This is a genomic window from Arthrobacter sp. 10N43 (genome assembly GCF_056394525.1).
This window is the reverse complement of record NZ_JBFTIA010000005.1, coordinates 423,545-448,387: the sequence shown is the minus strand read 5'-3', so window position 1 is coordinate 448,387 and position 24,843 is coordinate 423,545. Positions and strand designations below refer to the sequence as shown.

24 protein-coding genes and 1 riboswitch are annotated in these 24,843 nt (G+C 66.4%); of the genes, 11 read left to right on the top strand and 13 right to left on the bottom strand.

The annotated features are described in order from the left end of the window. Nucleotides 1–98: 98 nt before the first annotated feature. The 10 genes from AC1DDO_RS13665 to purU form a co-directional block, all read right to left on the bottom strand. Nucleotides 99–1,169 carry a Gfo/Idh/MocA family protein gene (locus AC1DDO_RS13665; protein WP_476972039.1) on the bottom strand — a complete coding sequence of 357 codons (1,071 nt, stop codon included), beginning with the start codon at nucleotides 1,167–1,169 and terminating at the stop codon, nucleotides 99–101. A 244-nt stretch (nucleotides 1,170–1,413) separates the two neighbouring features. Next, nucleotides 1,414–2,121: an ABC transporter ATP-binding protein gene (locus AC1DDO_RS13660; RefSeq protein ID WP_476868556.1), complete on the bottom strand. Its 708-nt coding sequence runs from the start codon at nucleotides 2,119–2,121 to the stop codon at nucleotides 1,414–1,416. 2 nt (nucleotides 2,122–2,123) lie between these two features. Then, a complete protein-coding gene (locus tag AC1DDO_RS13655; protein ID WP_476868557.1) occupies nucleotides 2,124–3,569 on the bottom strand; it encodes an ABC transporter permease in 1,446 nt (481 codons plus the stop codon). 211 nt (nucleotides 3,570–3,780) lie between these two features. Next, nucleotides 3,781–4,884, bottom strand: a complete 1,104-nt coding sequence (locus tag AC1DDO_RS13650) for a substrate-binding domain-containing protein (protein WP_476868558.1) — start codon at nucleotides 4,882–4,884, stop codon at nucleotides 3,781–3,783. 65 nt (nucleotides 4,885–4,949) lie between these two features. Then, entirely contained in the window at nucleotides 4,950–6,218 is a 1,269-nt protein-coding gene (mmsB, locus tag AC1DDO_RS13645) for a multiple monosaccharide ABC transporter permease (RefSeq protein WP_441410235.1), read from the bottom strand. Between the two features lie 30 nt (nucleotides 6,219–6,248). Further along, the gene (gene mmsA / locus AC1DDO_RS13640) at nucleotides 6,249–7,829 is read right to left on the bottom strand and encodes a multiple monosaccharide ABC transporter ATP-binding protein (protein ID WP_476972038.1); all 1,581 of its coding nucleotides are present in this window, start codon (nucleotides 7,827–7,829) and stop codon (nucleotides 6,249–6,251) included. A gap of 130 nt (nucleotides 7,830–7,959) precedes the next feature. Beyond that, nucleotides 7,960–9,150, bottom strand: coding sequence for an ROK family transcriptional regulator (locus AC1DDO_RS13635; RefSeq protein WP_441410237.1), 1,191 nt, complete (start codon nucleotides 9,148–9,150; stop codon nucleotides 7,960–7,962). Nucleotides 9,151–9,229: 79 nt separating this feature from the next. Further along, the gene (locus AC1DDO_RS13630) at nucleotides 9,230–9,751 is read right to left on the bottom strand and encodes a gamma carbonic anhydrase family protein (RefSeq protein ID WP_476868560.1); all 522 of its coding nucleotides are present in this window, start codon (nucleotides 9,749–9,751) and stop codon (nucleotides 9,230–9,232) included. Nucleotides 9,752–9,866: 115 nt separating this feature from the next. After that, on the bottom strand, nucleotides 9,867–10,292 hold the full coding sequence (locus AC1DDO_RS13625; protein WP_476972037.1) for a class I SAM-dependent methyltransferase: 426 nt from the start codon (nucleotides 10,290–10,292) through the stop codon (nucleotides 9,867–9,869). Nucleotides 10,293–10,313: 21 nt separating this feature from the next. Further along, nucleotides 10,314–11,174 (bottom strand): formyltetrahydrofolate deformylase, encoded by an 861-nt coding sequence (gene purU, locus AC1DDO_RS13620; RefSeq protein WP_476868562.1) that lies wholly within the window; start codon nucleotides 11,172–11,174, stop codon nucleotides 10,314–10,316. A gap of 53 nt (nucleotides 11,175–11,227) precedes the next feature. Next, nucleotides 11,228–11,314, top strand: a riboswitch (ZMP/ZTP riboswitch). Between the two features lie 186 nt (nucleotides 11,315–11,500). On the opposite strand from purU, the gene glyA reads away from it, so the two are divergent. The 11 genes from glyA to AC1DDO_RS13565 all read left to right on the top strand — a co-directional run bounded on the left by glyA (nucleotide 11,501) and on the right by AC1DDO_RS13565 (nucleotide 21,362). Then, nucleotides 11,501–12,799 carry a serine hydroxymethyltransferase gene (gene glyA / locus AC1DDO_RS13615; protein ID WP_441410241.1) on the top strand — a complete coding sequence of 433 codons (1,299 nt, stop codon included), beginning with the start codon at nucleotides 11,501–11,503 and terminating at the stop codon, nucleotides 12,797–12,799. 3 nt (nucleotides 12,800–12,802) lie between these two features. Next, nucleotides 12,803–13,747 (top strand): bifunctional methylenetetrahydrofolate dehydrogenase/methenyltetrahydrofolate cyclohydrolase, encoded by a 945-nt coding sequence (locus AC1DDO_RS13610; RefSeq protein WP_476972036.1) that lies wholly within the window; start codon nucleotides 12,803–12,805, stop codon nucleotides 13,745–13,747. Nucleotides 13,748–13,917: 170 nt separating this feature from the next. Continuing rightward, nucleotides 13,918–14,865, top strand: coding sequence for an ABC transporter ATP-binding protein (locus AC1DDO_RS13605; RefSeq protein WP_441410243.1), 948 nt, complete (start codon nucleotides 13,918–13,920; stop codon nucleotides 14,863–14,865). Further along, entirely contained in the window at nucleotides 14,858–15,730 is an 873-nt protein-coding gene (locus AC1DDO_RS13600) for an ABC transporter permease (protein ID WP_476972035.1), read from the top strand. The genes AC1DDO_RS13605 and AC1DDO_RS13600 overlap by 8 nt, the downstream gene beginning before the upstream one ends. Further along, complete coding sequence (locus AC1DDO_RS13595; protein WP_476868566.1) at nucleotides 15,727–16,575, top strand: ABC transporter permease; 849 nt, start codon at nucleotides 15,727–15,729, stop codon at nucleotides 16,573–16,575. Before AC1DDO_RS13600 ends, AC1DDO_RS13595 begins: the two co-directional genes overlap by 4 nt. Before the next feature lie 38 nt (nucleotides 16,576–16,613). Next, nucleotides 16,614–16,970 carry a VOC family protein gene (locus tag AC1DDO_RS13590; RefSeq protein ID WP_476972034.1) on the top strand — a complete coding sequence of 119 codons (357 nt, stop codon included), beginning with the start codon at nucleotides 16,614–16,616 and terminating at the stop codon, nucleotides 16,968–16,970. A gap of 103 nt (nucleotides 16,971–17,073) precedes the next feature. After that, nucleotides 17,074–17,643 carry a hypothetical protein gene (locus AC1DDO_RS13585; protein WP_441410246.1) on the top strand — a complete coding sequence of 190 codons (570 nt, stop codon included), beginning with the start codon at nucleotides 17,074–17,076 and terminating at the stop codon, nucleotides 17,641–17,643. A gap of 10 nt (nucleotides 17,644–17,653) precedes the next feature. Beyond that, a complete protein-coding gene (locus AC1DDO_RS13580) occupies nucleotides 17,654–18,487 on the top strand; it encodes an exodeoxyribonuclease III (protein ID WP_441410247.1) in 834 nt (277 codons plus the stop codon). Between the two features lie 17 nt (nucleotides 18,488–18,504). Then, the gene (trpS, locus tag AC1DDO_RS13575) at nucleotides 18,505–19,632 is read left to right on the top strand and encodes a tryptophan--tRNA ligase (RefSeq protein WP_476972033.1); all 1,128 of its coding nucleotides are present in this window, start codon (nucleotides 18,505–18,507) and stop codon (nucleotides 19,630–19,632) included. A gap of 4 nt (nucleotides 19,633–19,636) precedes the next feature. Further along, nucleotides 19,637–20,251, top strand: coding sequence for a 2'-5' RNA ligase family protein (locus tag AC1DDO_RS13570; protein ID WP_476868570.1), 615 nt, complete (start codon nucleotides 19,637–19,639; stop codon nucleotides 20,249–20,251). Continuing rightward, nucleotides 20,196–21,362 (top strand): YihY/virulence factor BrkB family protein, encoded by a 1,167-nt coding sequence (locus AC1DDO_RS13565; protein WP_476972073.1) that lies wholly within the window; start codon nucleotides 20,196–20,198, stop codon nucleotides 21,360–21,362. The genes AC1DDO_RS13570 and AC1DDO_RS13565 overlap by 56 nt, the downstream gene beginning before the upstream one ends. Here AC1DDO_RS13565 and AC1DDO_RS13560 read toward each other — a convergent pair. The 3 genes from AC1DDO_RS13560 to sdhA all read right to left on the bottom strand — a co-directional run bounded on the left by AC1DDO_RS13560 (nucleotide 21,325) and on the right by sdhA (nucleotide 24,805). Then, on the bottom strand, nucleotides 21,325–22,089 hold the full coding sequence (locus AC1DDO_RS13560) for an alpha/beta hydrolase family protein (RefSeq protein ID WP_476972032.1): 765 nt from the start codon (nucleotides 22,087–22,089) through the stop codon (nucleotides 21,325–21,327). The two genes, AC1DDO_RS13565 and AC1DDO_RS13560, sit on opposite strands and share 38 nt — an antisense overlap. Before the next feature lie 132 nt (nucleotides 22,090–22,221). Then, nucleotides 22,222–23,004 (bottom strand): succinate dehydrogenase iron-sulfur subunit, encoded by a 783-nt coding sequence (locus AC1DDO_RS13555; RefSeq protein WP_441410251.1) that lies wholly within the window; start codon nucleotides 23,002–23,004, stop codon nucleotides 22,222–22,224. A 1-nt stretch (nucleotide 23,005) separates the two neighbouring features. Continuing rightward, the gene (gene sdhA, locus AC1DDO_RS13550) at nucleotides 23,006–24,805 is read right to left on the bottom strand and encodes a succinate dehydrogenase flavoprotein subunit (protein WP_476972031.1); all 1,800 of its coding nucleotides are present in this window, start codon (nucleotides 24,803–24,805) and stop codon (nucleotides 23,006–23,008) included. Between the last annotated feature and the right edge of the window lie 38 nt (nucleotides 24,806–24,843).

Sequence of the window (24,843 nt, the reverse complement as noted above, 5' to 3'; positions counted from 1 at the left end):
GTAAGTCGGCCCCCAAGGAGAGTCCAGAGTAGAGCCGAAACTGTGCGCAGACTGAGACACTTGGCATGCAGCCGGTTCCGACCGCCCGCGGGCCCGGGTCAGTGGGCGTCGTTCGGATAGCTCACTCCAAGTTGCGCGCGGACACCGTCGAAAAGCCGCATCGTGTTCAGGGAGTCCTCCAGCGGCATGACCGGGCTCTCAGTGAGTCCCTGCTGGATGCACCGGGTGACCTCGCGGAGCTCGTAGGTGTAGCCCCGCCCGACCACCGAGAACTGCTCGGTGCGGGGATCGTCGAAGCCGATCCTGATGAGCAATTCCTTGGGGTTGTTAATGGAGCCGGAGGCCTGCAGGTAGCCCTGGCTGCCGGCGACCGTGGCCGTGCGGGGTCCATGCGCCAGCAACGAGGACGTCAGTTGGGCCTGGGCGCCATGGTGGTAGCCGAGGGTCAAAGCGTTCTGGGCGTCCACGCCGTCGTCGTTGAGCCAGCCAGTGGCGCTGACGGTTTGCGGGAACCCCAAGGTGCCCAGAGCCCAGAGCAGCGGATACACCGTCAGGTCCAGCAGGGCGCCGCCGCCGTCCTTGGGCGACCAGAGCCGGGACGCGGGGGAGTAGGGCGCCGGGAAACCGAGGTCGGCGCCGACCCATTTGATCTCGCCGATCTCGCCCGAGGCAGCGATCTCGAAGGCCCGCTGCATGCTGGGCAGGAACCGGCTCCACACCGCCTCCATCAGGAACAGGCCCTTTGCCCGGGCCACAGCGATCAGCTCGGCGGCCTCCCGGGCGTTGACGGTGAGGGCCTTCTCGCACAGCACATGCTTGCCGGCGTTGAGGGCTGCAAGGGCGATCCGGTGGTGGTGGGCGTGCGGCGTGGCGACGTAGACGACGTCGACGCCGTCGTCCGCCAGCAGGCGGTCATAGCCGCTCACGCCGTCCCGGTCACCGTAGGCGCGGACAAAGCCGTAGTCGGTTGCGAAGGCATCGGCCGCCGCCTGGCTGCGGGAGCTGACGGCGTAGAGTTCCGCATCGGAGAGCAATTCAAGGTCGCGGGTGACGGCGGCGGCGATCCCGCCGGTTGCGATGATGCCCCAGCGCAGCCTAGCGCCGGTGGCTGTGCGGGGATCCTGGTCCGGCTGGCTGAACAGCCACGGCTTCGCGATGAGGGCAGACATGGTGCCATCTTCTCACCCGGGGGCGGAAGGTCCGCGGTGTCGCCGGCCCTGGCACGCCGGAGGATAAACGCCGGAGGCTCGACGCCGGGCTTTCAGTTCAGGGGTTCAGGTAAGGAGTTCAGTTCAGGAGGTGTAGTTCGGGCCGTTCGACGCCGGAGCTGCGGGCGGACCCCCAAGGCCCGCCCGCCGCTCCGACGCCGGAACGGCGCCGCAGCCCCGGCGCCGGAGAGGCGCCGGGCGGACCTCAGCCGGTGACGGCCACCGTCGCGCGGGGCCGGGCCGTTTCCTCCGTGAGCCGGCCCTGCTGGAGCCGGAAGCGCCGGTCCGTCTTGTTGGCCAGGGCGCGGTCGTGGGTGACCACCAGGATGGTGGTGTTGTGGTCCCGGCTGAGCGTGCTGAGCAGCTCGATGATGTGCTCACCGGTCTGCTCGTCCAGGTTGCCCGTGGGCTCATCGGCCAGGATCAGCTTGGGTTCGTTGGCCAGCGCCCGCGCGATCGCCACCCGCTGCTGCTCGCCGCCGGAGAGCCGGTAGATGCGCCGCACGTGCTTGTCCGGATCGAGCTGGACCTGTTCGAGCAGCGCCCGGGCGCGTTCGGCCCGGACGGACTTGCGCACCCCGGCAAACTCCATCGGCAGCATCACGTTGTCCACGGCCGAGAGGTTCGGAATCAGGTTGAACTGCTGGAACACGAATCCGATATCCCGGCGGCGGTAGTTGGTCAGCTTCCCGTCCGGCAGGCTGGCCAGGCTCACGCCGTTGACCACCACATCGCCGCTGGTGGGCTTGTCCAGGGCTCCGAGCAGGGAGAGCAGGGTGCTTTTGCCGCTGCCGCTCTTGCCCACGATCGAGGCCAGCGTGCCCTGTTCGAGCTCGAAGCTGACGTCGTTCACCGGCTTGATGGTCCGGTCGCCGGACTTGAATGTGCGGACCAGGTTCTTGACTTCGATCATGGCTACTCTCCTCGGAGGACTTCGATGGGACGGATGCGTGCGGTGAGCAGGGCCGGGACGAGGGCCCCGATGATGGCGACGCCGAACACCGCGGCGATGCCGGCGGCGATGACGCCGGGGGAGGCGCTCGCCGTCACGGAGGTCAGCAGCTGGCTCGCGCCGCCCAGGGGTCCGCCCTGGCCGCCGGGGAACCCGCCGGCGAACCCGCCCGGGCCGCCGCGCTGGCCGGTCGCCGCGCTCGTGCTGGAGCTGCTTGAGCTGATGAGGGCGCTGGCGATGCCGCCGCTGGCAAAGGAGGCGACGGCCGCGCCCACCACGCTGCCCAGGGCCACCAGGACCAGTGCCTCGAGCACAAACTGCAGGCCGATGGTGCGGTTGGGGGCGCCGATGGCCTTCAGGACACCGATCTCGCGGCGGCGTTCGCGGACCAGCATGACCATGATCAGCAGGATGATCAGGCCGGCGGTGCCAAGGGCGGCGACGAAGGCGATGAAGGAAATGTTCTTGACGCTGTCCAGCGAGCTGACGGCGGTCTCAAGGTTCCGCTGGCCCTGGGTGACGTCGGCCTTGTCCGAGCCCAGGGCCGCCTGCAGGGCGGTCTTGGCGGCGTCGACGTTTTCCATGCTGTTGACCGTGACGATCATCGTGGAGAGTTCGTCCGGCAGCGCGGCGAGGGTCTGGGCGGTCGGAAGCGTCACGTAGAGGGCGTTGTTGCCGAAGGCGGTCCCGGCGTCGAACAGTCCCCTGACGGTGAACGTCTGATCGCCGATGGTGAAGGTCGAGCCGACGCTAAGGCCGTTCTTGGTGGCCAGCGTGGTGCCCAGCAGGGCGCCGGTGGACGCGGCGGTGTAGTCGCCCAGGCCGGTACCCTGGGTCAGCTGCAGGGCCTTGCCGGTGGAGTCGACCTCGGCGCCGATGCCCGTGGCCGTGACGGGCAGCGAGAACGTGGGCGCCGCGGCTGTGCCGCTGCCGGTTGTGCCCGTTCCGGAGGTTCCCGAGGTGCCGGTACTGGCTTGGTTACGGTTGCCGAGCGTACCGGCGTCGACGGCGGCCGTGAGGCTCGTGGTGACTGATGTGGCCGACTGCCCGCCGGGGCCGCCCTGGCCTGTGCGCCCGGACGCGGCCTCGGCCGCAATTTCGGCGGCGTTGCGCAGGCGCAGCGCCTTGGTGCCGACCACGCTGCTGACGTTCGGGACCGCGGCGGCGGTGGCCGCCTGCGCCGAGGTCAGCGGTTCGCCGCCGCCCTCGAAGCCCTGGCCGCCGGCCGGATTCACGGTCAGGACCGTGCCCACCGAGGCGTTCAGCTCGGCGACCTTGCCGGTGACGGCCTGGTTGGCCACGAGCATGGCAAGGGCAAGGCCGATGGCTACGGCCAGCACGGCCACCACGGCGGCGGTCCTGACCTTGTTTCGAAAGGCGTTGCCTACACTCCGGGCAAGAACGCTCACGGTACTCCTAATTTTCTTGGGTGGTGCCACTTGCCGGACCCAATGCCCGGCGCTGGTCCCACAGTGGTACGGGCCGCTGTGCGAACCTCCCGGCGAAGCTATGGATCCGCTGTGAAGCGCAGTCAACGCAAGAGCCCCGGCCCTCCCTTGCGGGAGAGCCGGGGCTCTTGTGCCTGTCCGGCGCCCGTGGAAGGGGCACCTGGATAAGGAATTACTGCTTGGTGATCGGTCCGAGTACCGGATCGTTGGCGTAGGCCGTGTGGACGTTGGCCTGTGTCACGATGACCGGCTCCAGCAGGTAGGCCGGAACAACCTTGACCGTGTTGTTGTAGGACTTGTCGTCGTTGATCTCCGGCTTCTTGCCTGCCTGGATGTCGTTGACCATGACGATCGAGTGCTCAACGAGCGCGCGGGTGTCCTTGTTGATGGTGGAGTACTGCTCGCCCGCCATGATGGACTTGACGGACTCAACCTCGGAGTCCTGGCCCGTGACAACCGGGATCGGCTTGCCGGCGGCCTTGACCGAGGTGATGATGGCGCGGGCCAGGGTGTCGTTCGGGGACAGTACGCCGTCCAGCGCTGCAGTGCCGTAGGTTCCGGCGAGCAGGGTGTCCATGCGCTTCTGGGCGTTCTCTGCCTTCCAGCCCTGGGTAACTGCCTGCTCGAAGGTCGACTGGCCGGAGAGGACCTTCAGCGTGCCGTCGTCGATCTTCGGCTTCAGGACGCTCATGGCGCCGTCGAAGAAGACCTTCGCGTTGGCGTCATCAGGGGACCCTGCGAACAGCTCGATGTTGTACGGGCCGTCCGGCTTCTTGGCCTTCATTCCGTCCAGCAGCGCCTGGCCCTGGAGTACACCGACCTTGAAGTTGTCGTAGGCCACGTAGTAGTCCACGTTCGGGGTGTTCAGCAGCAGACGGTCATACGCGATGATCGTGGCGCCGGCGTCCTTGGCCTGCTGGAGCTGGGTGCCCAGCTGCGCACCGTCGATGGCGCCGACGATGATGACCTTGTCGCCCTTGGTGATCATGGCACTGATCTGGTTCTGCTGCTCCGAAACGCCGCCATTGGCGAACTGAACATCCGGCTTGTAGCCGGCCTTGGTGAGGCCGTCGTTGAACAGCTGCTCCGCCAGGACCCAGTTTTCCGAGGTCTTCTGGGGGAGTGCGACGCCGATCGCGGAGCCCTTCGGGAACGCCTCGCCTCCGGTGGTTGAACCGCCGGTAGTCCCGGTGTCCGAACGGCCGCAGGCTGTCAGCGCCAGTGCCGCAATAGCAGCGATTGCTGCTGCCTTTCCTGCTTTACCAATCATTCGCATTGCTTGGTTCACTTTCTTTTGGTGGTGTGCGGAGAACTATGGGAATTCGGGGCCGGGGGAGTGAATCAGATCCCCCGGGAGATGACCTCTTTGGTCTGGGTGGTTTCGTCGGCCTTGATCTCGCTGCTGCGGCCGAAGTTCTTCATCAGCATGCCGATGACCGACTTCTTGCTCTGGGTCTTGTTGTAGACGTCGAACGCGACGGCGATCAGCAGGACCAGGCCCTTGATCATCTGGGTGAGGTCGGCGCCGACGCCCAGGAGCTGCAGGCCGTTGTTCAGCACGGCCATGACCAGGCCACCGATGATCGAGCCGATCACGGTGCCCACGCCGCCGGTAACCGCGGCGCCGCCGATAAACACAGCAGCGATGGCGTCCAGTTCCCAGCCGACGCCGTCGAACGGCCCCGATGCGGTGGAGCGGCCGACGAAGATCATGCCGGCGAGGCCGGCGAGGATGGACATGTTCATCATGACCAGGAAGTTGACCTTCTTGGACTGGACGCCGGAGAGCTCGGCGGCGTGCCGGTTGCCGCCGACGGCGTAGATGTGGCGGCCGATGACGGTCTTGGAGGAGATGAAGCCGTAGATGAGGATCAGGACGGCGAGGATCAGGCCCGGGATCGGGAACGAGGTGCCGGGCCGGCCGGTGGCGAAGAGGTACGTGGCGTAGAGGATGGCGCCGCAGACCAGGACCAGCTTGAGGATGCTGATCCAGGCTTCGGGAACATCGGCGCCGAGTTCCTTGGCGGCGCGGCGGGAGCGGATCTCGCTGAAGATCACGTACGCGACGGCCAGCAGGCCGATCAGCAGGGTGAGGTTGTTGTATCCGGTTTTCGGGCCGATCTCAGGCAGGTAGCCGGAGCCGATGTACTGGAAGTCGCCGGGGACCGGGATGGTGTTCGACTTGCCGACGAACTGGTTGGCGCCGCGGAAGATCAGCATGCCGGAGAGCGTGACGATGAACGCGGGAATGCCGACGTAGGCGACCCAGAATCCGTGCCAGGCTCCGATCAGGACGCCCAGCCCCAGCCCCATCAGGATGCCGATGTACCAGGGCATGCCCCAGTCGCGGATGAAGAGGGCAACGCAGACGCCCACGAAGGCCGCGACGGAGCCGACGGAGAGGTCGATGTGGCCGGCGATGATGACCAGCACCATGCCGATGGCGAGGATCAGGATGTAGGAGTTGCCGTTGAAGAGGTTGATGACGTTGCCCGACGTGAGCGTGCGGCCCTCCGTGAAAATCTCGAAGAACACGATCAGCGCAACCAGGGCGAAGATCATGCCGAATTGGCGGGTGTTGCCGCCAAAGAGCTTCTTGAGCGCGTTCATTGTTTCAGTCCTTGTTTCCGGGTAGTTCGGCTAGTTCTGGATGGTCCCAGTGGGCGATGCAGTCTTGCGGGCGGACGTCATGAGCTTCATGAGGTTTTCCTGGCTGGCTTCGTCCTTGGTCAGCACGCCGGTGATGGCGCCTTCGAAAATCGTGTAGATCCGGTCTGAGAGGCCCAGCAACTCGGGCAGTTCCGAGGAAATGACGATCACGGCTTTGCCCTCGTTGGCCAGCCTCTGGATGATGCCGTAGATCTCGTACTTGGCGCCGACGTCGATTCCTCGGGTGGGCTCGTCCAGGATCAGCACGTCCGGGTCGGTGAACATCCACTTCGCCAGCACTACCTTCTGCTGGTTGCCGCCGGAGAGCTTCGCGACGCCTTCCTCCACCGAAGGGGTCTTGGTCCGCAGCGACTTCCGGTATTCCTCCGCGACGGCGTATTCCTTGTTCTTGTCCACCACGAAGTGCTTGCTGATCTTGCGCAGGTTCGCCGAGACGGTGGTGGCCTTGATGTCATCCAGCAGGTTCAGGCCCAAGGACTTGCGGTCCTCCGTGACGTATCCCAGCCCGGCGTCGATCGCCTGGCGGACGTTCTTGAGCTGCAGTTCCTTGCCGTCTTTGAAGACATGGCCGGAGATGAAGCGGCCGTAGGAGCGGCCGAACACGGACCGGGCCAGCTCGGTGCGGCCGGCCCCCATCAGGCCTGCGAAGCCGACGATCTCGCCCCGGCGGACGAAGAAGCTGGAGTTCTTGCAGACCAGGCGGTCCTGGACCTGCGGATGCCCGACGTTCCAGTCCTTCACTTCGAATAGCACCTCGCCGATCTTCGGCTCGTGGTCCGGGAACCGGGATTCCAGCGTCCGGCCCACCATGCCCTTGATGATGCGGTCCTCGTCGACACCGTCGGCCTTGACGTTCAGCGTCTCGATCGACTTGCCGTCGCGGATGATCGTGATCTCATCGGCGATCTGTTCGATCTCGTTGAGCTTGTGGGAAATGATGATCGAGGTGATGCCCCGGCCCTTCAGGCCCAGCATGAGGTCCAGCAGGTGCTGGGAATCGGATTCGTTCAGCGCGGCGGTGGGCTCGTCCAGGATCAGGAGCTTCACGGACTTGTTCAGCGCCTTCGCGATTTCCACGAGCTGCTGCTTGCCGACGCCGATCTCCTTGATGGGGGTGTCCGGGTCCTCCCGCAGCCCCACCCGGGCCAGCAGTTCGGTGGACCGCAGCCGGGCCTCGGCCCAGTCGATCACCCCGCGCTTGGTCGGCTCGTTGCCGAGGAAGATGTTCTCCATGATGGACAGTTCGGGGATGAGCGCGAGTTCCTGGTGGATGATCACGATCCCGGCGTGCTCGCTGGCGCGGATGTCCTTGAACTCCTGGACCTCGTTCTGGTAAACGATGTCGCCGGTGTACGTGCCGAAGGGGTAGACCCCCGACAGGACCTTCATGAGGGTCGATTTGCCGGCGCCGTTCTCACCGCAGATGGCGTGGATCTCGCCTGCCTTCACCCGCAGGCTCACATCGGCCAAAGCTTTAACGCCGGGGAACTCCTTGGTGATGGAGCGCATCTCGAGGATTAGCGGCTCACTGTGCGTGTTGAGGGACGTCATCTGCCCTTACGCCTCCAATGCATGACTTCGTTGTCCGCCCCTGCAAACCGCAGGGCCGTCTGATGGAAAAGTAAACTGGATCACGCCCTTGTCGTCAAGTCTTTAACGCAACGGGCGGATAACAAAATGATTAGTTGCGCCGGATTCCCGCGTGTTGGAACACCAAAGCCGTGGCTCCGAGGGCCTCCGCGCGGTCGCCCAGGGACGACATCGTGAGGGTGGTGGTCTCGCCGATCACCGGCACGGCGTGGCGGATCAAGCCGCGCCGGATGGGGTCCAGGAGCAGCTCGCCAAGCCCCGCCAGCGGGCCGCCGACCACAATGACTTCGGGGTTGATCAGGTTCGCCACGTTGCCCAGGGCGCGTCCGACGGCGAGACCGGCGTCGTCCACCACGCGGAGCGTCGCGGAGTCCCGTTCCAGGGCCTTGCGGACGATGTCCCCGGGCGTCAGGGGCCGGTCCTCGCCGCGGCTCAGGAGCTCGATCATGGTGGTGGTGGAGGCGATGGTTTCCAGGCAGCCGCGGTTCCCGCAGCGGCAGATCAGCCCGTGTTCGTGGATGGTGGCATGGCCTATTTCGCCGGTGATGCCGACGTTGCCGTAGTAGGGGGCGCCGTTGAGGATCAGGCCCGCGCCAATACCCGAGCCGATCTTGAGGAACATCAGGTTGCTGATGCCGCTGTGCGGCCCCCACGTGACCTCGGAAAGGGCGCCCAAGTTGGAGTCATTGTCCACGAATACGGACAGTTGCAACGCTTCTTCTAGGCGTTTGAGGATGTTGATGCCCACCCATTCGGGCAGGATCGCCCCCTGTGCCACGGTGCCGGTGCGGCGGTCGATGGGGCCGGGGATTCCGACGCCGGCACCCACCAGGGCGCTGCGCTCCACGCCGCTGTCCGCGAGCAGCCGGTCCAGCACTCCGACGGCGGCCTGGATGCCTTCCTCGGCGTGGTGGCCCAGGGGCAGCAGGACCGACTCCTCGGCGATCACGTGATAGCTGAGCGAGGCCAACACCACGCGCAGGTGGCGCCGGCCAAAATCGATCCCGACGGCGACCGCTCCGTTGCTGTTGAGCCGGACGTTCAGGGCCCGCCGCCCGGAGCTGGTGATGGGCTCGGTCGAGGCGAGACCGGCGTCCTGCATGATCTTGACGATGTTCGAGACCGTAGCGGTGGAGAGGCCTGTCTGCCGGGCCAGTTCTGCCTGCGTGGACGGTCCCGCGAGGAGGCATTCGATGATCCGCTGCTGGTTCAGGTGCCGGAGGGCGGACTGCGATCCCGGGTTCTTGGTTCGGCTCCTCGTTGAGCGCGTTGGTGAGGGCATGCTATGAAGCGTGCCGTATCCGCGGCTTGTAGTCAAGAAGTTAACGCAACGGTAACGGCCGCCTCAGCCGCCGCGGACCTCAGGCGCCGTGGAGTTCGCGGTGCGCCCGGGCCAGTTCCTGGTAGTGCGCCGCGTTGTGCTGGACGCCGGCGAACTCTTCGTCGCTGAGTTCGCGCCGGACTTTGGCCGGAACTCCTGCCACCAGCGATCGGGGCGGGATGACAGTGCCCTCCAGCACCACGGCCCCGGCGGCGATGAGGGACCCCGCGCCAATCACGGCCCCGTTGAGGATGGTGGCGCTCATGCCGATCAGGCAGTCGTCCTCGACAGTGCAGCCGTGGACCACGGCGCTGTGGCCGACGCTGACCCTGGCCCCGACCGTGCAGGGGAAGCCGGGATCGGCGTGCAGGACCACGTTGTCCTGCAGGTTGCTGCCCGCGCCCACGGTGATCGCGGCGGTGTCGGCCCGGACGGAGACACCGTAGAAGGCGCTGGAGTTCTCGGCCAGGGTGGCGTTGCCGATCACGGAGGCCGTGGGTGCGATGAAGGCGGAGTCATGGACGGCCGGGGCGGTGCCGGCGAATGCGTAGAGGGGAGCCATGCCACCAGCCTAGAACACCTCCCGCTGCCACCCCCCAATGCCGTTGAGCTATCAGTTGTGGTCCCCATCGGCGCTGTTTGAGCACCACAAGTGATAGCGCAACGGGAAGGATGGGTCAGGCCGGGCCGCGGAGAACCGTGAAGCCCGGGCCGCGGTTGTGGCCCTCGCTGCGCGGGTCGGGAACGGGGAGGACGACGGCGATCGGCGCGCCCGGTTCCGCCACCCGCCCCAGTTCGCGGACGACGTCGTCCCACTCCCCGGGGGCCAGACCCGCCAGGGCGTCCACCGCCCACACCGAGGAAAACGCGGCGTCGGCGAACGGCAGCGATACCGGGCTGGCCACAGAGGCCTCCAGCCCGTGCGCCCGGGCGACATGGATGTTCTCCTCGGACGGGTCCACGCCTGTGAAATGGATGCCGGACTGTACAAAATGCAGCCCGTCGGCGCCCCGGCCGCAGTCCAGCCCCAGCACGCCGTGCCGTCCCTCGGACTTCAACAGCGCCACAAACGATTCGAGCCGGTCCCGCCGGGTGGATCCCATAGTCCTAGTGAAGGACCGGTTTCAGTTAAAGACAACCGTCCGGTTGCCGTCGAGCAGGACGCGGTGCTCGGCGTGCCACTGCACGGCCTGGGCGAGCGTGCGGCCCTCCACGTCGCGGCCCATCTGGACGAACTGCTCAGCGGTACGCCGGTGGTCCACGCGGATGACTTCCTGCTCGATGATGGGGCCCTCATCCAGGGCGGCCGTGACGTAGTGTGCCGTGGCGCCGATGAGCTTCACGCCGCGGGCGTGCGCCTGGTGGTAGGGCTTGGCCCCCTTGAAGGAGGGCAGGAACGAGTGGTGGATGTTGATGGCCTTGCCCGTGAGGTCGGCGCACAGTTCGTCGGAGATGATCTGCATGTACCGGGCCAGCACGGTGAGCTCGATGTCGTGCTCTTTCATCAGGACCCGGAGGGCGTCTTCTGCCTGGACCTTGGTGTCCGGGGTGACGGGGATGTGGTGGAACGGGATGCCGTAGAAGTCCGCCAGACCCTCAAGGTCGCGGTGGTTGGACACGATGGCCGGAATCTCAATCGGCAGGGTGCCGGAGCGCTGCAGGAACAGCAGATCGTTCAGGCAGTGCGCGGACGTGCTGGCCATCAGCAGGGTGCGGACCTTCCGGCCGGCCGGGTTGAGGCTCCACTGCATTCCGAAGGCCTGCGCCACGGGTTCGAGCGCCGCCTGCAGCTCCGCCAGGGTCGCCGCCGTGGTCGCCTCCACCCGCATGAAGAAGGTGCCTGTGCCCTGGCTGCCGTACTGCTGGGAGTCTGTAATATTGCAGCCCGCCACCAGGAGGGCCCCGGCGACGGCGTGCACGATTCCGGGCCGGTCGGGGCAGGAGAGGGTGAGGATATAGGAGGCAGTGAGGTTCTGGTCAGTCACGAAGAACAGCCTACCTGCGCTTCAGGGGCAGTTTTGAAAGGGTTTTGGTAGTGTTAACCCGTCGCAACTGGCGTTGGATGGGCTAACCATCAGGGAGCGGCACTCACGAAGACCACGGATCGTACGCCTGGGCCGAGGGTCATGTTTTACCGGTCGGCAGCACCAGTGCTGCCACGGCCGTTGCTGGCTCCCATGCGGGTGCCATCCGCCGCTGTCGCGGCCCGCTGTCAGTCTTGCTGTCCACGGGCCCGTAATCAAAGAGCGGTGCAACGGGCCAGCCGGTAGCTTGACCAATAGCCGTACCCGTTGCCTACCAGGAGTTCCTCGTGACTACTACTACCGCCACCTCAGCCGCCGTGAGCAACCAGCCGCTGGCCGAACTCGACCCTGAAATCGCCGCCGTACTGGCCCAGGAGCTTGGCCGCCAGCGCGGCACCCTGGAAATGATCGCCTCCGAGAACTTTGCCCCGCGCGCCGTCATGGAAGCCCAGGGTTCCGTCCTGACCAACAAGTACGCCGAAGGCTACCCGGGACGCCGCTACTACGGCGGCTGTGAGTACGTCGACGTCGCCGAGCAGCTCGCGATCGACCGCGTCAAGGATCTCTTCGGCGCCGAATACGCCAACGTGCAGCCGCACTCCGGCGCGCAGGCCAACGCAGCAGCGCTCGCCGCCATGATCACCCCGGGTGACAAGATCCTGGGCCTCTCCCTTGCCCACGGCGGTCACCTCACCCACGGCATGAAGCTGAACTTCTCCGGCAAGCTCTACAACGTAGCCGCCTACCAGGTCGAGGAAGACAACTTCCGGATCGACATGGACAAGCTGCGCGAGCAGGCCATCGCCGAAAAGCCCCAGGTCATCATCGCCGGCTGGTCCGCCTACCCGCGGCACCTCGACTTCGCCGCCTTCCGCTCGATCGCCGACGAGGTCGGCGCCCTGCTCTGGACCGACATGGCGCACTTCGCCGGCCTCGTCGCCGCCGGGCTGCACCCGAGCCCGGTCCCGCACTCCGACGTCGTGACCTCCACAGTGCACAAGACGCTGTCCGGTCCGCGCTCCGGCGTGATCCTGGCCAAGCAGGAATGGGCCAAGAAGCTTAACTCCGCAGTCTTCCCCGGCCAGCAGGGCGGCCCGCTCATGCACGTGATCGCCGCGAAGGCCGTGGCCTTCAAGATCGCCGGCACCGAGGAATTCAAGGAACGCCAGGAGCGCGTGCTCGAAGGCGCCAAGATCATCGCCGAACGCCTCGGCCAGGCCGATGTCGCCGGCGCCGGCGTCTCGGTCCTGACCGGCGGCACGGACGTGCACCTGGTCCTGGTGGACCTGCGCAACTCCCAGCTGGACGGCCAGCAGGCCGAGGACCTCCTGCACTCGGTGGGCATCACCGTCAACCGCAACGCCGTGCCGTTCGACCCCCGCCCGCCGATGGTCACCTCCGGCCTGCGCATCGGCACCCCGGCCCTGGCCACCCGCGGCTTCGGCGCCGAGGAATTCACCGAGGTTGCGGACATCATCGCCACGGCGCTGAAGTCCGGCGCGGCCACCGATATCGAGGCCCTGCAGGCACGCGTGGACAAGCTCGCTGCCGACTTCCCGCTGTACCCGCAGCACGAGCAGTGGTAGGCCATGACTTCTGCTGACACCGCAAGAGCAGCTGCAAAAACGGCTGACACTGCACAAATCCTTGACGGGAAGGCTACCGCCGCAACCATCAAGGCCGAACTGACCCAGCGCGTGGCCGCACTGAAGGCCAAGGGCATCACCCCCGGGCTGGGCACCATCCTGGTGGGCTCCGATCCCGGCAGTACCTGGTATGTGGCCGGCAAGCACAAGGACTGCGCCGAGGTGGGCATCACGTCCATCCGCCGCGACCTGCCGGAAGAGACCAGCCAGGAGGAGCTCCTGACCGTGGTACGCGAGCTCAACGCCAACCCGGAGTGCACCGGCTACATCGTCCAGCTGCCGCTGCCCAAGCACATCGACCAGGACGTCGTCCTGGAGGCCATGGATCCCGAGAAGGACGCCGACGGTCTGCACCCGATGAACCTGGGCCGGCTCGTGGCCAACGTCAGCGGACCCATGAAGTCCCCGTTGCCTTGCACGCCCAAGGGCTGCGTGGAGCTGCTGACCCGGCACGGGATCGACCTGAAGGGCAAACGCGTCCTCGTGGTCGGCCGCGGCGTCACCATCGGCCGGCCGGTGGGCCTGCTGCTGACCCGCAAGGACGTCAACGCCACGGTCATCCTGGCCCACACCGGAACGGTGGACCTGCCGGCGGAACTGCGGCAGGCCGACGTCGTGATCGCCGCGGCCGGCCAGCCGCACATGATCAAGGCGGCAGACCTGAAGCCGGGCGCCATTGTCCTCGACGTCGGCGTCAGCCGGGTTGACGACGGCAACGGCAAGGCCGTGGTCACCGGAGACGTTGAGCCCGCCGCGGCCGACGTCGCCGCCTGGCTTTCGCCGAACCCCGGGGGAGTGGGTCCCATGACCCGCGCCATGCTGCTGGCCAACGTGGTGGAAACCGCGGAGCGCCACCTGGCGGCGGAAAGCCACCCGGGGATCGCCTAAGGATCCCGTCTGATGACAGGGCACCTGCTTCCCGCGAAGCAGGTGCCCTGTGCCGTTAAAGGCATAACGGAACGGATACATCCGGAGATTTTACGAAAAGACTCTTTCATAGTTTGCGGGTATCCACTACCGTGGTGCGGGTGTCCGAACTTGTCTCGAAAGAATCGCGCGTGAGCGGCCCATCAGATGCCCCTCCGCAGTACGTCATCACCGCCGAGAACCTCACCAAACGCTACGGCGATGTCACCGCCGTGGACGGCATCTCCTTCCGCGTCCCTGCCGGGGAAGCCTTCGGCCTGCTGGGTCCCAATGGCGCCGGCAAGTCAACCACGATGAAGATGATCGGCGGGGTCTCGCAGCGCACCTCCGGCAGCCTGAGCATCATGGGCCTGGATCCCGAACAGCACGGTCCGGAAGTCCGCGCCCACCTGGGCGTGGTGCCCCAGCAGGACAACCTGGACGAGGAACTGAAGGTCCGGGACAACCTGCTGGTCTACGGCCGCTACTTCGGCCTGCCCATGAGCTACCTCAAGCCCAAGGCCGACGAGCTGCTGGAATTCGCCCAGCTCACCGACAAAGCCAAGTCCAAGGTCGACGCCCTGTCCGGGGGCATGAAGCGCCGCCTGACAATCGCCCGCTCGCTGATCAACGAGCCCCGGATCCTGCTGCTGGACGAGCCGACGACGGGCCTGGACCCGCAGGCACGGCACATCCTCTGGGACCGGCTGTTCCGGCTCAAGGAACAGGGCGTCACCCTGATCCTCACCACGCACTACATGGACGAGGCCGAACAGCTCTGCGACCGCCTGATCGTGGTGGACAAGGGCAAGATCATGGCCGAGGGGTCTCCGGCCAGCCTGATCCGCGAATACTCCACCCGGGAGGTCCTTGAACTGCGCTTCGGCTCGGAGCGCAACGCCAGCGTGGGCGCGGAGCTCGAGGGCATCGGCGAACGCCTGGAGACCCTGCCGGACCGGGTGCTCATCTACGCCCACGACGGCGAGGCCGCCCTGGAGCAGGTCACCGCCCGCGGCCTGCGGCCGGTCACGTCCCTGGTCCGCCGCTCCTCGCTCGAAGACGTCTTCCTGCGCCTGACCGGCAGGAGCCTCGTTGACTAACGTAACGCCGGCACCGCAGGCGGCAGGCACGACGGCGGCGCCTGCCCTGCGCGCGCACTCGCCGGAAATCTCGGCGGCACGGGCCCGGAAGTGGGGTGCCTTCTACTACGCCGAACAGGTCCTGCGCGTCATGAAGGGCTACGGCTGGACCATCGTCATGTATGGCGTGGGACAGCCGGTGGCCTACCTGTTCGCGATGGGCGTTGGCCTGGCCACGCTGGTCCAGGCCAACGGCGCCGGCGTGTTCGGCGGGGTCAGCTACCTGACGTTCATAGCGCCGGCCCTGCTGATCTCGGCCGCCGTCATGACAGCCGCCAACGAGTTCACGTTTCCCGTCATGGACGGCTTCAAATGGCGGCGCGTCTACTACGGCCCGCATGCCTCGCCGCTGACGCCGGAACAGATCGCAGGCGGCCAGGTCATCGCCGTGACCGTCCGTTTCCTGCTGCAGTCGGCCATCTACTTCGCCGTCGTCGCGCTGTTCGGGGCCTCGCCCGGCGCCTGGGGCTGGGTATCGATCCTCATCGCCACCCTCGCCGGCCTGTCCTTCGGCCTGCCGCTGATGGCCTACGCGGCCACCATCAAGGAGGACAAGGGCCAGTTCGCCATGGTCATGCGGTTCATTGTCATGCCGCTGTTCCTCTTCTCCGGCACGTTCTTCCCCCTGGACACGCTCCCGCTCGGCGTCCGCTGGATCGGCTGGATCTCACCGATCTGGCACGGCACGGAACTGGGCCGCGTGGTCAGCTACGGCTACGAGGAACCGCCGTGGCTCACCATCGTCCACCTCCTGTTCCTGCTGGGCCTGGCGGCCGTCGGCTGGATCCTGACCAAGCGCCAGTTCGCCAAAAGGATGGCCTCATGAGCGTGCTGACCGGAAGTTTCAACGCGGGCGACCACAGCGTCACCGACGCGGCGCGCCGCCGGCGCTTCGGGCCCATCTACTCCCGCAACGTCCGCGCCGTCGTGGCCCGCGGGCTCATGGCGACCAAGAGCAGCAACTGGATGGTCATGGTCTCCGGGTTTTTCGAACCCGTGCTGTACCTGATCTCCATGGGCGTGGGCCTGGGCGCCATCGTCGGTTCCGTCCAGGGCCCGGGCGGGCAGGAGATCAGCTACGCCGCGTACATCGCTCCGGCGCTGCTGGCCGTTTCCGCCATGAACGGCGCTGTCTATGACTCCACCTGGAACGTCTTCTTCAAGATGAACTTCGCCAAGCTGTACCAGGGCATGCTCTACACCTCGCTGGGGCCGCTGGATGTCGCCATGGGGGAGATCTTCCTGGCCCTGCTGCGCGGGGCCATGTACGCGACCGGCTTCACGGCCGTCATGGGCGTGATGGGGCTGATCACCACGCCGTGGGCCATCCTGATGATCCCGGCCTCGGTGCTCATTGCCTTCGGCTTCGCGAGCTTCGGCATGGGGATCACGAGCTTCATGAAGACCTTCCAGCAGATGGACTGGATCAACTTCGTGATGCTGCCGATGTTCCTCTTCAGCGCCACGTTCTACCCGCTCAGCGTCTACCCGCAGTCCATCCAGTGGCTCATCCAGGCCATGCCCCTGTGGCACGGCGTGGAACTGCTGCGCCAGATCAGTGTGGGCGTCTTCACCCCGGCCACGGCCGTGCACATCGGCTACTACCTCGTGATGATCGCCCTCGGCGTCCTGCTCACCACGAGCCGGCTGCGCAAACTGTTCCTCAAGTAGGGATCCTTCCAAGCGATCCTTCGACAAAAGGAGAACCCATGATCGGCAAATGGCAATCCCTCGTCATCGACTGTGAGGACCCGGACACCCTGGCGGCCTTCTATCAGGAGCTGCTGGGCTTGGACCGGATCCAGGAGCACGAGGACTGGATTTCGATCGGCGACGCCACCGGCCGGCCGGGCGTGGACTTCCAGCGCGTCGAACGGCTGGTCCGTCCGCAGTGGCCCGACGCCGAGCACCCGCAGCAGATGCACGTGGATGTACTCGTCGAGGACCTCGAGGCCGCCGAAGCCGAGGTGTTCCGCCTCGGCGCGGCAAGCCTGAATGCCGGTTCGAAGACCTTCCGGGTCTACACGGACCCCAGCGGCCACCCCTTCTGCCTGGTTCTTACCTAGACGCGGTTGTGACCTGGCTTGCCGGGTCTGTCCCAAGGTGGGGCGGCGTTCGCCCGGGGTGGAAGCGCACCGGGCGGCCGGCCCCGTTTGCGATAATGGGCTCATGCAATCTCTGGGTAACTCCGCGTCAATGTCCAACGACTCCACGGCCAGGGGCCGGTTCTCCATGTTCCGCATCAGCGGGCCGGGGTTGCTGGTCTTGATCATCGCGTTCGTGGTGGCCGTCATCTTCGCGGCCAACCAGAACGAGGTCGTGGGCTGGATCGTGGCGATCATCGCCGGCTTCTGGCTGGTCCTGGCGTCCTTCGTCGTGTTCAGCATCCAGAAGGCCGCCAAAAAAGCCGGCGCCAGGCTCAACGAGGCCCAGAACGCCTTCAACGCCGCCACCGGCCGGCCGCCGGCCGCCGGCAGCGCTGACCACGGCGGCACCCGCGTGGTCAGCGAACGTCGCGAATCGGACGGCGTCCGGGACATGAAGCTGGACCACTCCTTCAAGATCGTCCAGGTCCAGGTCCGCGTCGTCGAGCAGGAGCGCGAAAAGGGTGACGCCGCGGATCCCGACACGATCCGCCGCGCCCTGGAAACCATTGAGATCACCGCCACCAATGCGCGGGACATGATCAAATCCTCGGGCGGCGACGACGCACCCGTTAGCGGAACCATCATCGACTAGAGTGGATCGGGTGAGCTCGGCATTGAAGAAGGACCACCTTCGCATCGCGTCAGTCAACGTCAACGGCCTGCGTGCCGCCTACAAGAAGGGCATGGCGGAGTGGCTTGAGCCCCGCGAGGTGGACATCCTGTGCCTCCAGGAGGTGCGCGCGCCTGACGCGATCGTCGAGGAACTGCTCGGCGAGGGCTGGTACATCCTGCACGCAGAGGCCGAGGCCAAGGGCCGGGCCGGCGTCGCCATCGCCTCCCGCGAAGAGCCCCTTGCCACCCGGGTGGGGATCGGGGATGACTTCTTCGCCACAGCCGGTCGCTGGGTCGAGGCCGATTACATCGTCCGGGATGCTGCCGGGCAGGCCTCGCAGCTGTCCGTTGTCAGCGCCTATGTGCACTCGGGCGAGGCCGGCACCCCCAAACAGGACGACAAGTTCCGTTTCCTGGATGTCATGACCACGCGCCTGCCCGAACTCGCCAAGCACAGTGACCACGCCCTGGTGGTGGGCGACCTCAACGTCGGCCACACGGAACTGGACATCAGGAACTGGAAGGGCAACGTCAAACGTGCCGGGTTCCTGCCGGAGGAGAGGGCCTATTTCGACCGCTTCTTCGGCGAGGAAATCGGCTGGAAGGATGTTCACAGGGGCCTGGCGGGTAACGTCGACGGCCCCTACACTTGGTGGTCGCAACGGGGCCAGGCCTTCGACAATGACACCGGCTGGCGCATCGATTACCACATGGCCACGCCCGCTCTCGCTGCAGCCGCAGTGTCAGCCGTTGTTGACCGGGCAGCGTCCTGGGACACCCGCTTCTCCGACCACGCCCCGCTGGTAGTGGACTACCGGCTCTAGTTGTAAGGCTTCCACGAATGACCTCTCCTTCCACCGCGACCACAGGCGCGGCCGCCGACGCCGACGCCGGCACCGTCCCTGACGCCGTCCTCGCGGCCGCCCCCACGACCGGCACGGCCACCGCCGCCCGGCACCGCATCCTCTCCGGCATGCAGCCCTCCGCCGACTCCCTGCACCTGGGCAACTACCTCGGGGCGCTCGTGAACTGGGTCCGGATGCAGGACGAGTACGACGCCGTCTTCTTCATCCCGGACCTGCACGCGATCACCGTTCCGCAGGATCCCGCCGAACTGGCCCACCGCACCCGGGTCACGGCCGCTCAGTACATTGCCGGCGGCGTGGACGTGGACAAGTGCACGCTGTTCGTCCAGTCCCAGGTGCCCGAGCACGCCCAGCTGGCCTGGGTGCTGAACTGCATCACCGGATTCGGCGAGGCATCGCGGATGACCCAGTTCAAGGACAAGGCCCACAAACAGGGCTCAGACCACGCCAGCGTGGGACTGTTCACCTACCCCATCCTGCAGGCCGCGGACATCCTCCTGTACCAGCCGCACGGCGTACCCGTGGGCGAGGACCAGCGCCAGCACGTGGAACTCAGCCGCGACCTGGCCCAGCGGTTCAACACCCGCTTCGGCCACACCTTCACGGTCCCGCAGCCCTTCATCCAGAAGGAATCCGCCAAGATCTACGACCTGCAGCATCCCACCGCGAAGATGTCCAAGTCCGCGGAATCCCCGGCAGGCCTGATCAACCTGCTGGACGATCCCAAGGTCACGGCCAAGCGGATCAAGTCGGCCGTGACGGATGCCGAAACGGAAATCCGGTTCGACCGCGAAACCAAGCCGGGCGTCTCCAACCTGCTGACCATTTACTCGGCCATTACCGGGCAAAGCGTTGACGCCCTGGTCACCGCGTATGAGGGCAAGATGTACGGCCACCTCAAGGTGAACCTGGCCGAGGTAGTCACCGAGCACCTGACTCCGATCCGGAACCGGGCCAACGAGCTGCTGAACGACCCCGCGGAGCTGGACCGGCTCCTGGCCCTCGGCGCGGACAAGGCCCGGGAGATTGCCTCGCTCACTCTGCGCGACGTCTACGCCAAGGTGGGTTTCCTGCCCTACGCCGGCGCCCAGGGAGTCCGCTAGGTCAATGTCCTCCGTCAGCAAAGTCACCGCCAAAGTCGCCGCGTCGAACGGGCAGGCACGCAGCGAAGGCATCAGCATCGGTGTGATCCTGAGCTTCCCGGCGGACATCGCTGAGGAGCTCCAGCGATGGCGGGCATCCTTCGGTGACCCCATGGCCGCCGTCGTTCCGGCCCACATCACGCTGGTGACCACGACGATGACGCAGGACTGGGAGGCGACCTGTAACCATGTCCGGGACGTGGCACGCGGCCAGCAGCCGTTCACGATCACCATCGCGGGGACCGGGTCATTCCGGCCCGTGTCCCCGGTGGTGTTCCTGAACGTCGAGGACGGTTTCGGGGACTGCGTGAACCTGCACCGCCAGCTGCAGTCCGGCCCGCTGGAGCGGGAGTTGCCCTTCGCCTACCATCCGCACGTCACCGTGGCCCACGATGTCGCCCCGGAAAGCCTCGATGAGGCCGAAACGGCCCTCAAGGACTACAGGGCCACGTTCCCTGTGGCTAGCATGGGACTTTACGAGCACGATGACAACGGCATCTGGCAGCTACGGGAAGAGCTTGACTTTGGGACCAAACCTGACCACGACAGAGGCCCGGACGGCACCGCAAACGCCCGCTGAGCCGCCGCTCCCCACCGATCTGGCCGGGCTGAAACTGGAAGTCATCCGCAAGCGGGTCGAGTGGGGCAGGACCCGGCGCTCCGGGGGCGGATGGATCGCCTCGCTGATGGCCATGGTGGCGTGGCTGCTGGCCCGGGTCAACGCCCTGCTGCCGATGCGCGCGTACCTGCACTACCTGCGCCAGCGCGGCCCGCTGCTGAGCGCGGGAATCGGGTTCAGGATGTTTTTCTCCATCACGGGCCTCCTGGCCACCGGACTCTCCCTTGCCGGCCTCGTCCTCAGCGGACATCCGGCCCTGCTGGAGACGATTATCAAGAGCGTGGACGCCGCCGCGCCCGGGCTGCTGCAGGTCGACGGCAGCGAAGGACTGGTTGACCCCTATCAGCTCCTGAACCCAGCCAGCCTGGGCTGGGCCGCCGGGATCGCGGCCGTGGTGACGGTCTTTACGTCCCTGGGCTGGATCAGCGGCATTCGCGACGGTATGCGGGGCATGATGCAGCTCGGCCCCCTGGTGATGAATCCGATCCTGCAGATACTCAAGGACGTCGGCACGCTGCTGCTAATGGGGGTGGCCCTGGTGGTCAGCGCCGCGGCCTCGCTGATATTCGGTACGGCCGCGGGATGGGTGACCGAGCAGCTGGAACTCGATCCCGTGCTGGCCGGGCCGATGACGACCTCGATCACTATCCTCGTGCCGCTGCTGCTCGGCTGGGGTACCGCCCTGATCATGTACCGGGTGGCCGCGGGCCTGAAACCGGCCCGGCGCTCCCTGCTGGAAGGGACAACCCTCGCCGCAGTGGGCACCACCATCCTGCAGATCTTCAGCACCCAGCTGCTGGCCAGTGCGGGCAAGAACCCCATCCTGGCGCCCTTCGCCATCATCATTGGCCTGCTGATCTGGTTCAACCTGGTCAGCCAGGTCTACGTGATCTGCGCCGCGTGGGTGGCGATCCGGGAAGAGGACCTCAAGGCCGGACCCGCCACCGCGACCACCGGCTGGGGCGCCCGGCGGGTCCAGCCGGGCAAGACACCGGTGGAGCACAGGGCCCGCCGGCGGCCGCTGTCGGCCGCGTTCAGGCGTCGAGGTACTGGTCGGCCCACGCCGAAATAATCTTCGCGGCACGGGCCGCCTGGCCCTTGCCCGTCAGGAGGTGGTCGCTGCCCTCGAGCGAGACGAAGCTGCGGGGATGGCGTGCGGTCTGGAAGATGGTGCTGGCATTTTCGATGCCCACCGTGTTGTCGGTGGGGGAGTGCAGCACCATGAGCGGCTTGTGGAGCCGGTGGATGCAGTCCGTCAGGTCCGCGTTTTCGAGGTCCTCGACGAAGTGGCGCCGGATCTCCACCCTCTTGCCGCCCAGGTCCACCTCGGCGCTTCCCTCGCTCAGGATCCGGTCCAGCGCCGCGTCGAAGACGTGGGCGACGTGCTTGGGGGAGAAGGGGGCACCCACCGTGGCCACGGCCTTGAGCTCAGGGATCTGCCGTGCCGCGGACAGGACCGCGGCGCCGCCGAATGAGTGGCCCACCAGCAAGGACACCCGCCGCTGCGAGTCCCGCATGAACCCGGCGGCCTTGACGGTGTCGGCCACCTTGTGGCTGAAGGACCCCTCCGACCACAGCCCCGCGGACTCGCCGAGGCCCAGGTTGTCGAACCGGAGCATGCCCACGCCGTTGTCCGCCAGGGCCTTGCACATCCGTGACGCCGACGGGCTGTCCTTGCCGAGCGTGAAGCCGTGGGAGAACACGCCCCAGCCCTTCACCGGGCCCTCCGGCACGTCCACAATGCCGGAGAGGAGTTCCCCGGTGGAACCCTTGAAAGTCACTTTTTCTGAGCGGGACACGGTGTCCCCTTTCGTGTTGGGCGGGAAGACGACGACGGCGCCCCCACCCGTGAGGTGAGAGGCGCCGTCGTCGTGGTTCTCTTGGTACTGAGTCTCTGCGTTCTGGCTCGCCAGGTGCTGGCGGACCAGCTGCTAGATCTTGCGGGCGAGGATCGCCTGCTTGACCTCGGCGATTGCCTGAGTGACCTGGATGCCGCGCGGGCATGCTTCGGAGCAGTTGAAGGTGGTGCGGCAACGCCACACGCCTTCCTTGTCGTTGAGGATCTCCAGGCGCATGTCGCCGGCGTCATCGCGGGAATCGAAGATGAAGCGGTGCGCGTTGACGATCGCCGCCGGGCCGAAGTACTGCCCGTCGGTCCAGAACACCGGGCAGGAGGAGGTGCACGCGGCGCACAGGATGCACTTGGTGGTGTCATCGAAGCGTTCGCGGTCCTCGGCGGACTGCAGGCGTTCCTTAGTGGGCTCGTGGCCGCGGTTGATCAGGAAGGGCATGACTTCGCGGAAGGACTGGAAGAACGGCTCCATATCCACGATCAGGTCCTTCTCGACCGGCAGGCCCTTGATCGGCTCGACCGTGATGGGCTTGGAGGTGTCCAGGTCCTTCAGCAGGGTCTTGCAGGCGAGGCGGTTGCGGCCGTTGATGCGCATGGCATCGGAGCCGCAGACGCCGTGGGCGCAGGAGCGGCGGAAGGAGACGCTGCCGTCCATCTCCCACTTGATCTTGTGCAGGGCGTCCAGGACACGGTCGGTGCCGTACATGGTGACCTTGAAGTCATCCCACGTGGCATCCTCGGAGACCTCGGGGTTGTAGCGGCGCACGCGCAGCGTGACGTCGAAGGACGGGATTTCCCCGCCCCCGCCGACGCCGGCGGGCAGTTCGATCTTGGATGCTGGCTCAGCGAGTTCAGCGCTCATCTTAGTACTTCCTCACCATCGGCTCGTAGCGCGTAAAGACCACCGGTTTGGTGGCAAGCCGGATGCCGGCAATGGCCTCGGCAGAACCATCCGCCGGAGCATGCTCATCCTTGTACGCCATGGAGTGCTTCATGAATTTCTCGTCGTCGCGCTCGGGGAAGTCCTCGCGGAAGTGGCCGCCGCGGGATTCCTCGCGGTGCAGGGCCGCCACGGTCATGACCTTGGCCAGTTCCAGCAGGAAGCCCAGCTCCACGGCCTCGAGCAGGTCCAGGTTGAAGCGCTTGCCCTTGTCCTGGACGCTGATGCGCTGGTACCGCTCCTCGAAGGACGCGATGTCCGTCAGGACCTGGTTCAGCGTCTCTGCCGTGCGGAACACCTGCATGTTGGCGTCCATGGTGTCCTGCAGTTCCTTGCGGATCGCAGCGACCTTCTCGGTGCCGTCGGAGGTGCGGACGTGGCCCAGCAGGTCCAGCGTGTACGCCTCCGGATCCGCCGGGAGCTCCACGAAGTCCGCGGTCTTGGCGTATTCGGCGGCGGCGATGCCGGCGCGCTTGCCGAACACGTTGATGTCCAGCAGCGAGTTGGTGCCCAGGCGGTTGGAGCCGTGGACCGAGACGCAGGCGACCTCGCCGGCGGCGTACAGGCCCGGGACAACGGTGTCGTTGTCCTGGAGGACCTCGGCGCTGATGTTCGTGGGGATGCCGCCCATGGCGTAGTGCGCCGTCGGGAACACCGGAACCGGCTCCGTGTACGGCTCCACACCCAGGTAGGTGCGGGCGAACTCGGTGATGTCCGGCAGCTTGGCGTCGATGTGTGCGGGCTCAAGGTGCGTCAGGTCCAACAGGACGTAGTCCTTGTTCGGACCGCAGCCGCGGCCCTCACGGACTTCGTTGGCCATGGAGCGGGCCACGATGTCGCGCGGGGCGAGGTCCTTGATGGTGGGGGCGTAGCGCTCCATGAAGCGCTCACCCTCGGAGTTGCGCAGGATGGCTCCTTCGCCGCGGGCGGCCTCGGAGAGCAGGATGCCCAGGCCGGCGAGGCCTGTCGGGTGGAACTGGAAGAACTCCATGTCCTCCAGCGGGATGCCGCGACGGAACGCGATGCCCATGCCGTCACCGGTCAGGGTGTGGGCGTTGGAGGTGGTCTTGAAGACCTTGCCGGCGCCGCCAGAGGCGAACACCACGGACTTGGCCTGGAAGACGTGCAGCTCACCGGAGGCGAGGTCGTAGGACACGACGCCGGCAACACGCTTCTGCTTGTACGGCGTGCCATCCTCGCGGACAGCGTCTTCCTCGACGGTCAGCAGGTCCAGGACGTAGTACTCGTTGTAGAACTCGACGTTGTGCTTGACGCAGTTCTGGTACAGGGTCTGCAGGATCATGTGGCCGGTACGGTCCGCGGCGTAGCAGGCGCGGCGGACCGGCGCCTTGCCGTGGTCGCGGGTGTGGCCACCGAAACGGCGCTGGTCAATGCGGCCCTCGGGCGTGCGGTTGAACGGCAGGCCCATCTTCTCCAGGTCCAGGACGGCGTCGATCGCTTCCTTGGCCATGACCTCGGCTGCGTCCTGGTCAACCAGGTAGTCGCCGCCCTTGATGGTGTCGAAGGTGTGCCACTCCCAGTTGTCTTCCTCGACGTTGGCCAGGGCCGCACACATGCCGCCCTGCGCCGCGCCGGTGTGGGACCGGGTGGGGTAGAGCTTGGTCAATACTGCTGTTCGGGCGCGCTGACCTGATTCGATCGCCGCGCGCATCCCGGCGCCACCGGCACCGACGATCACGACGTCGTACTTATGGACCTGCATACCAGACGCTCTTTCTCTCAAAATTCGCTATAACCCAC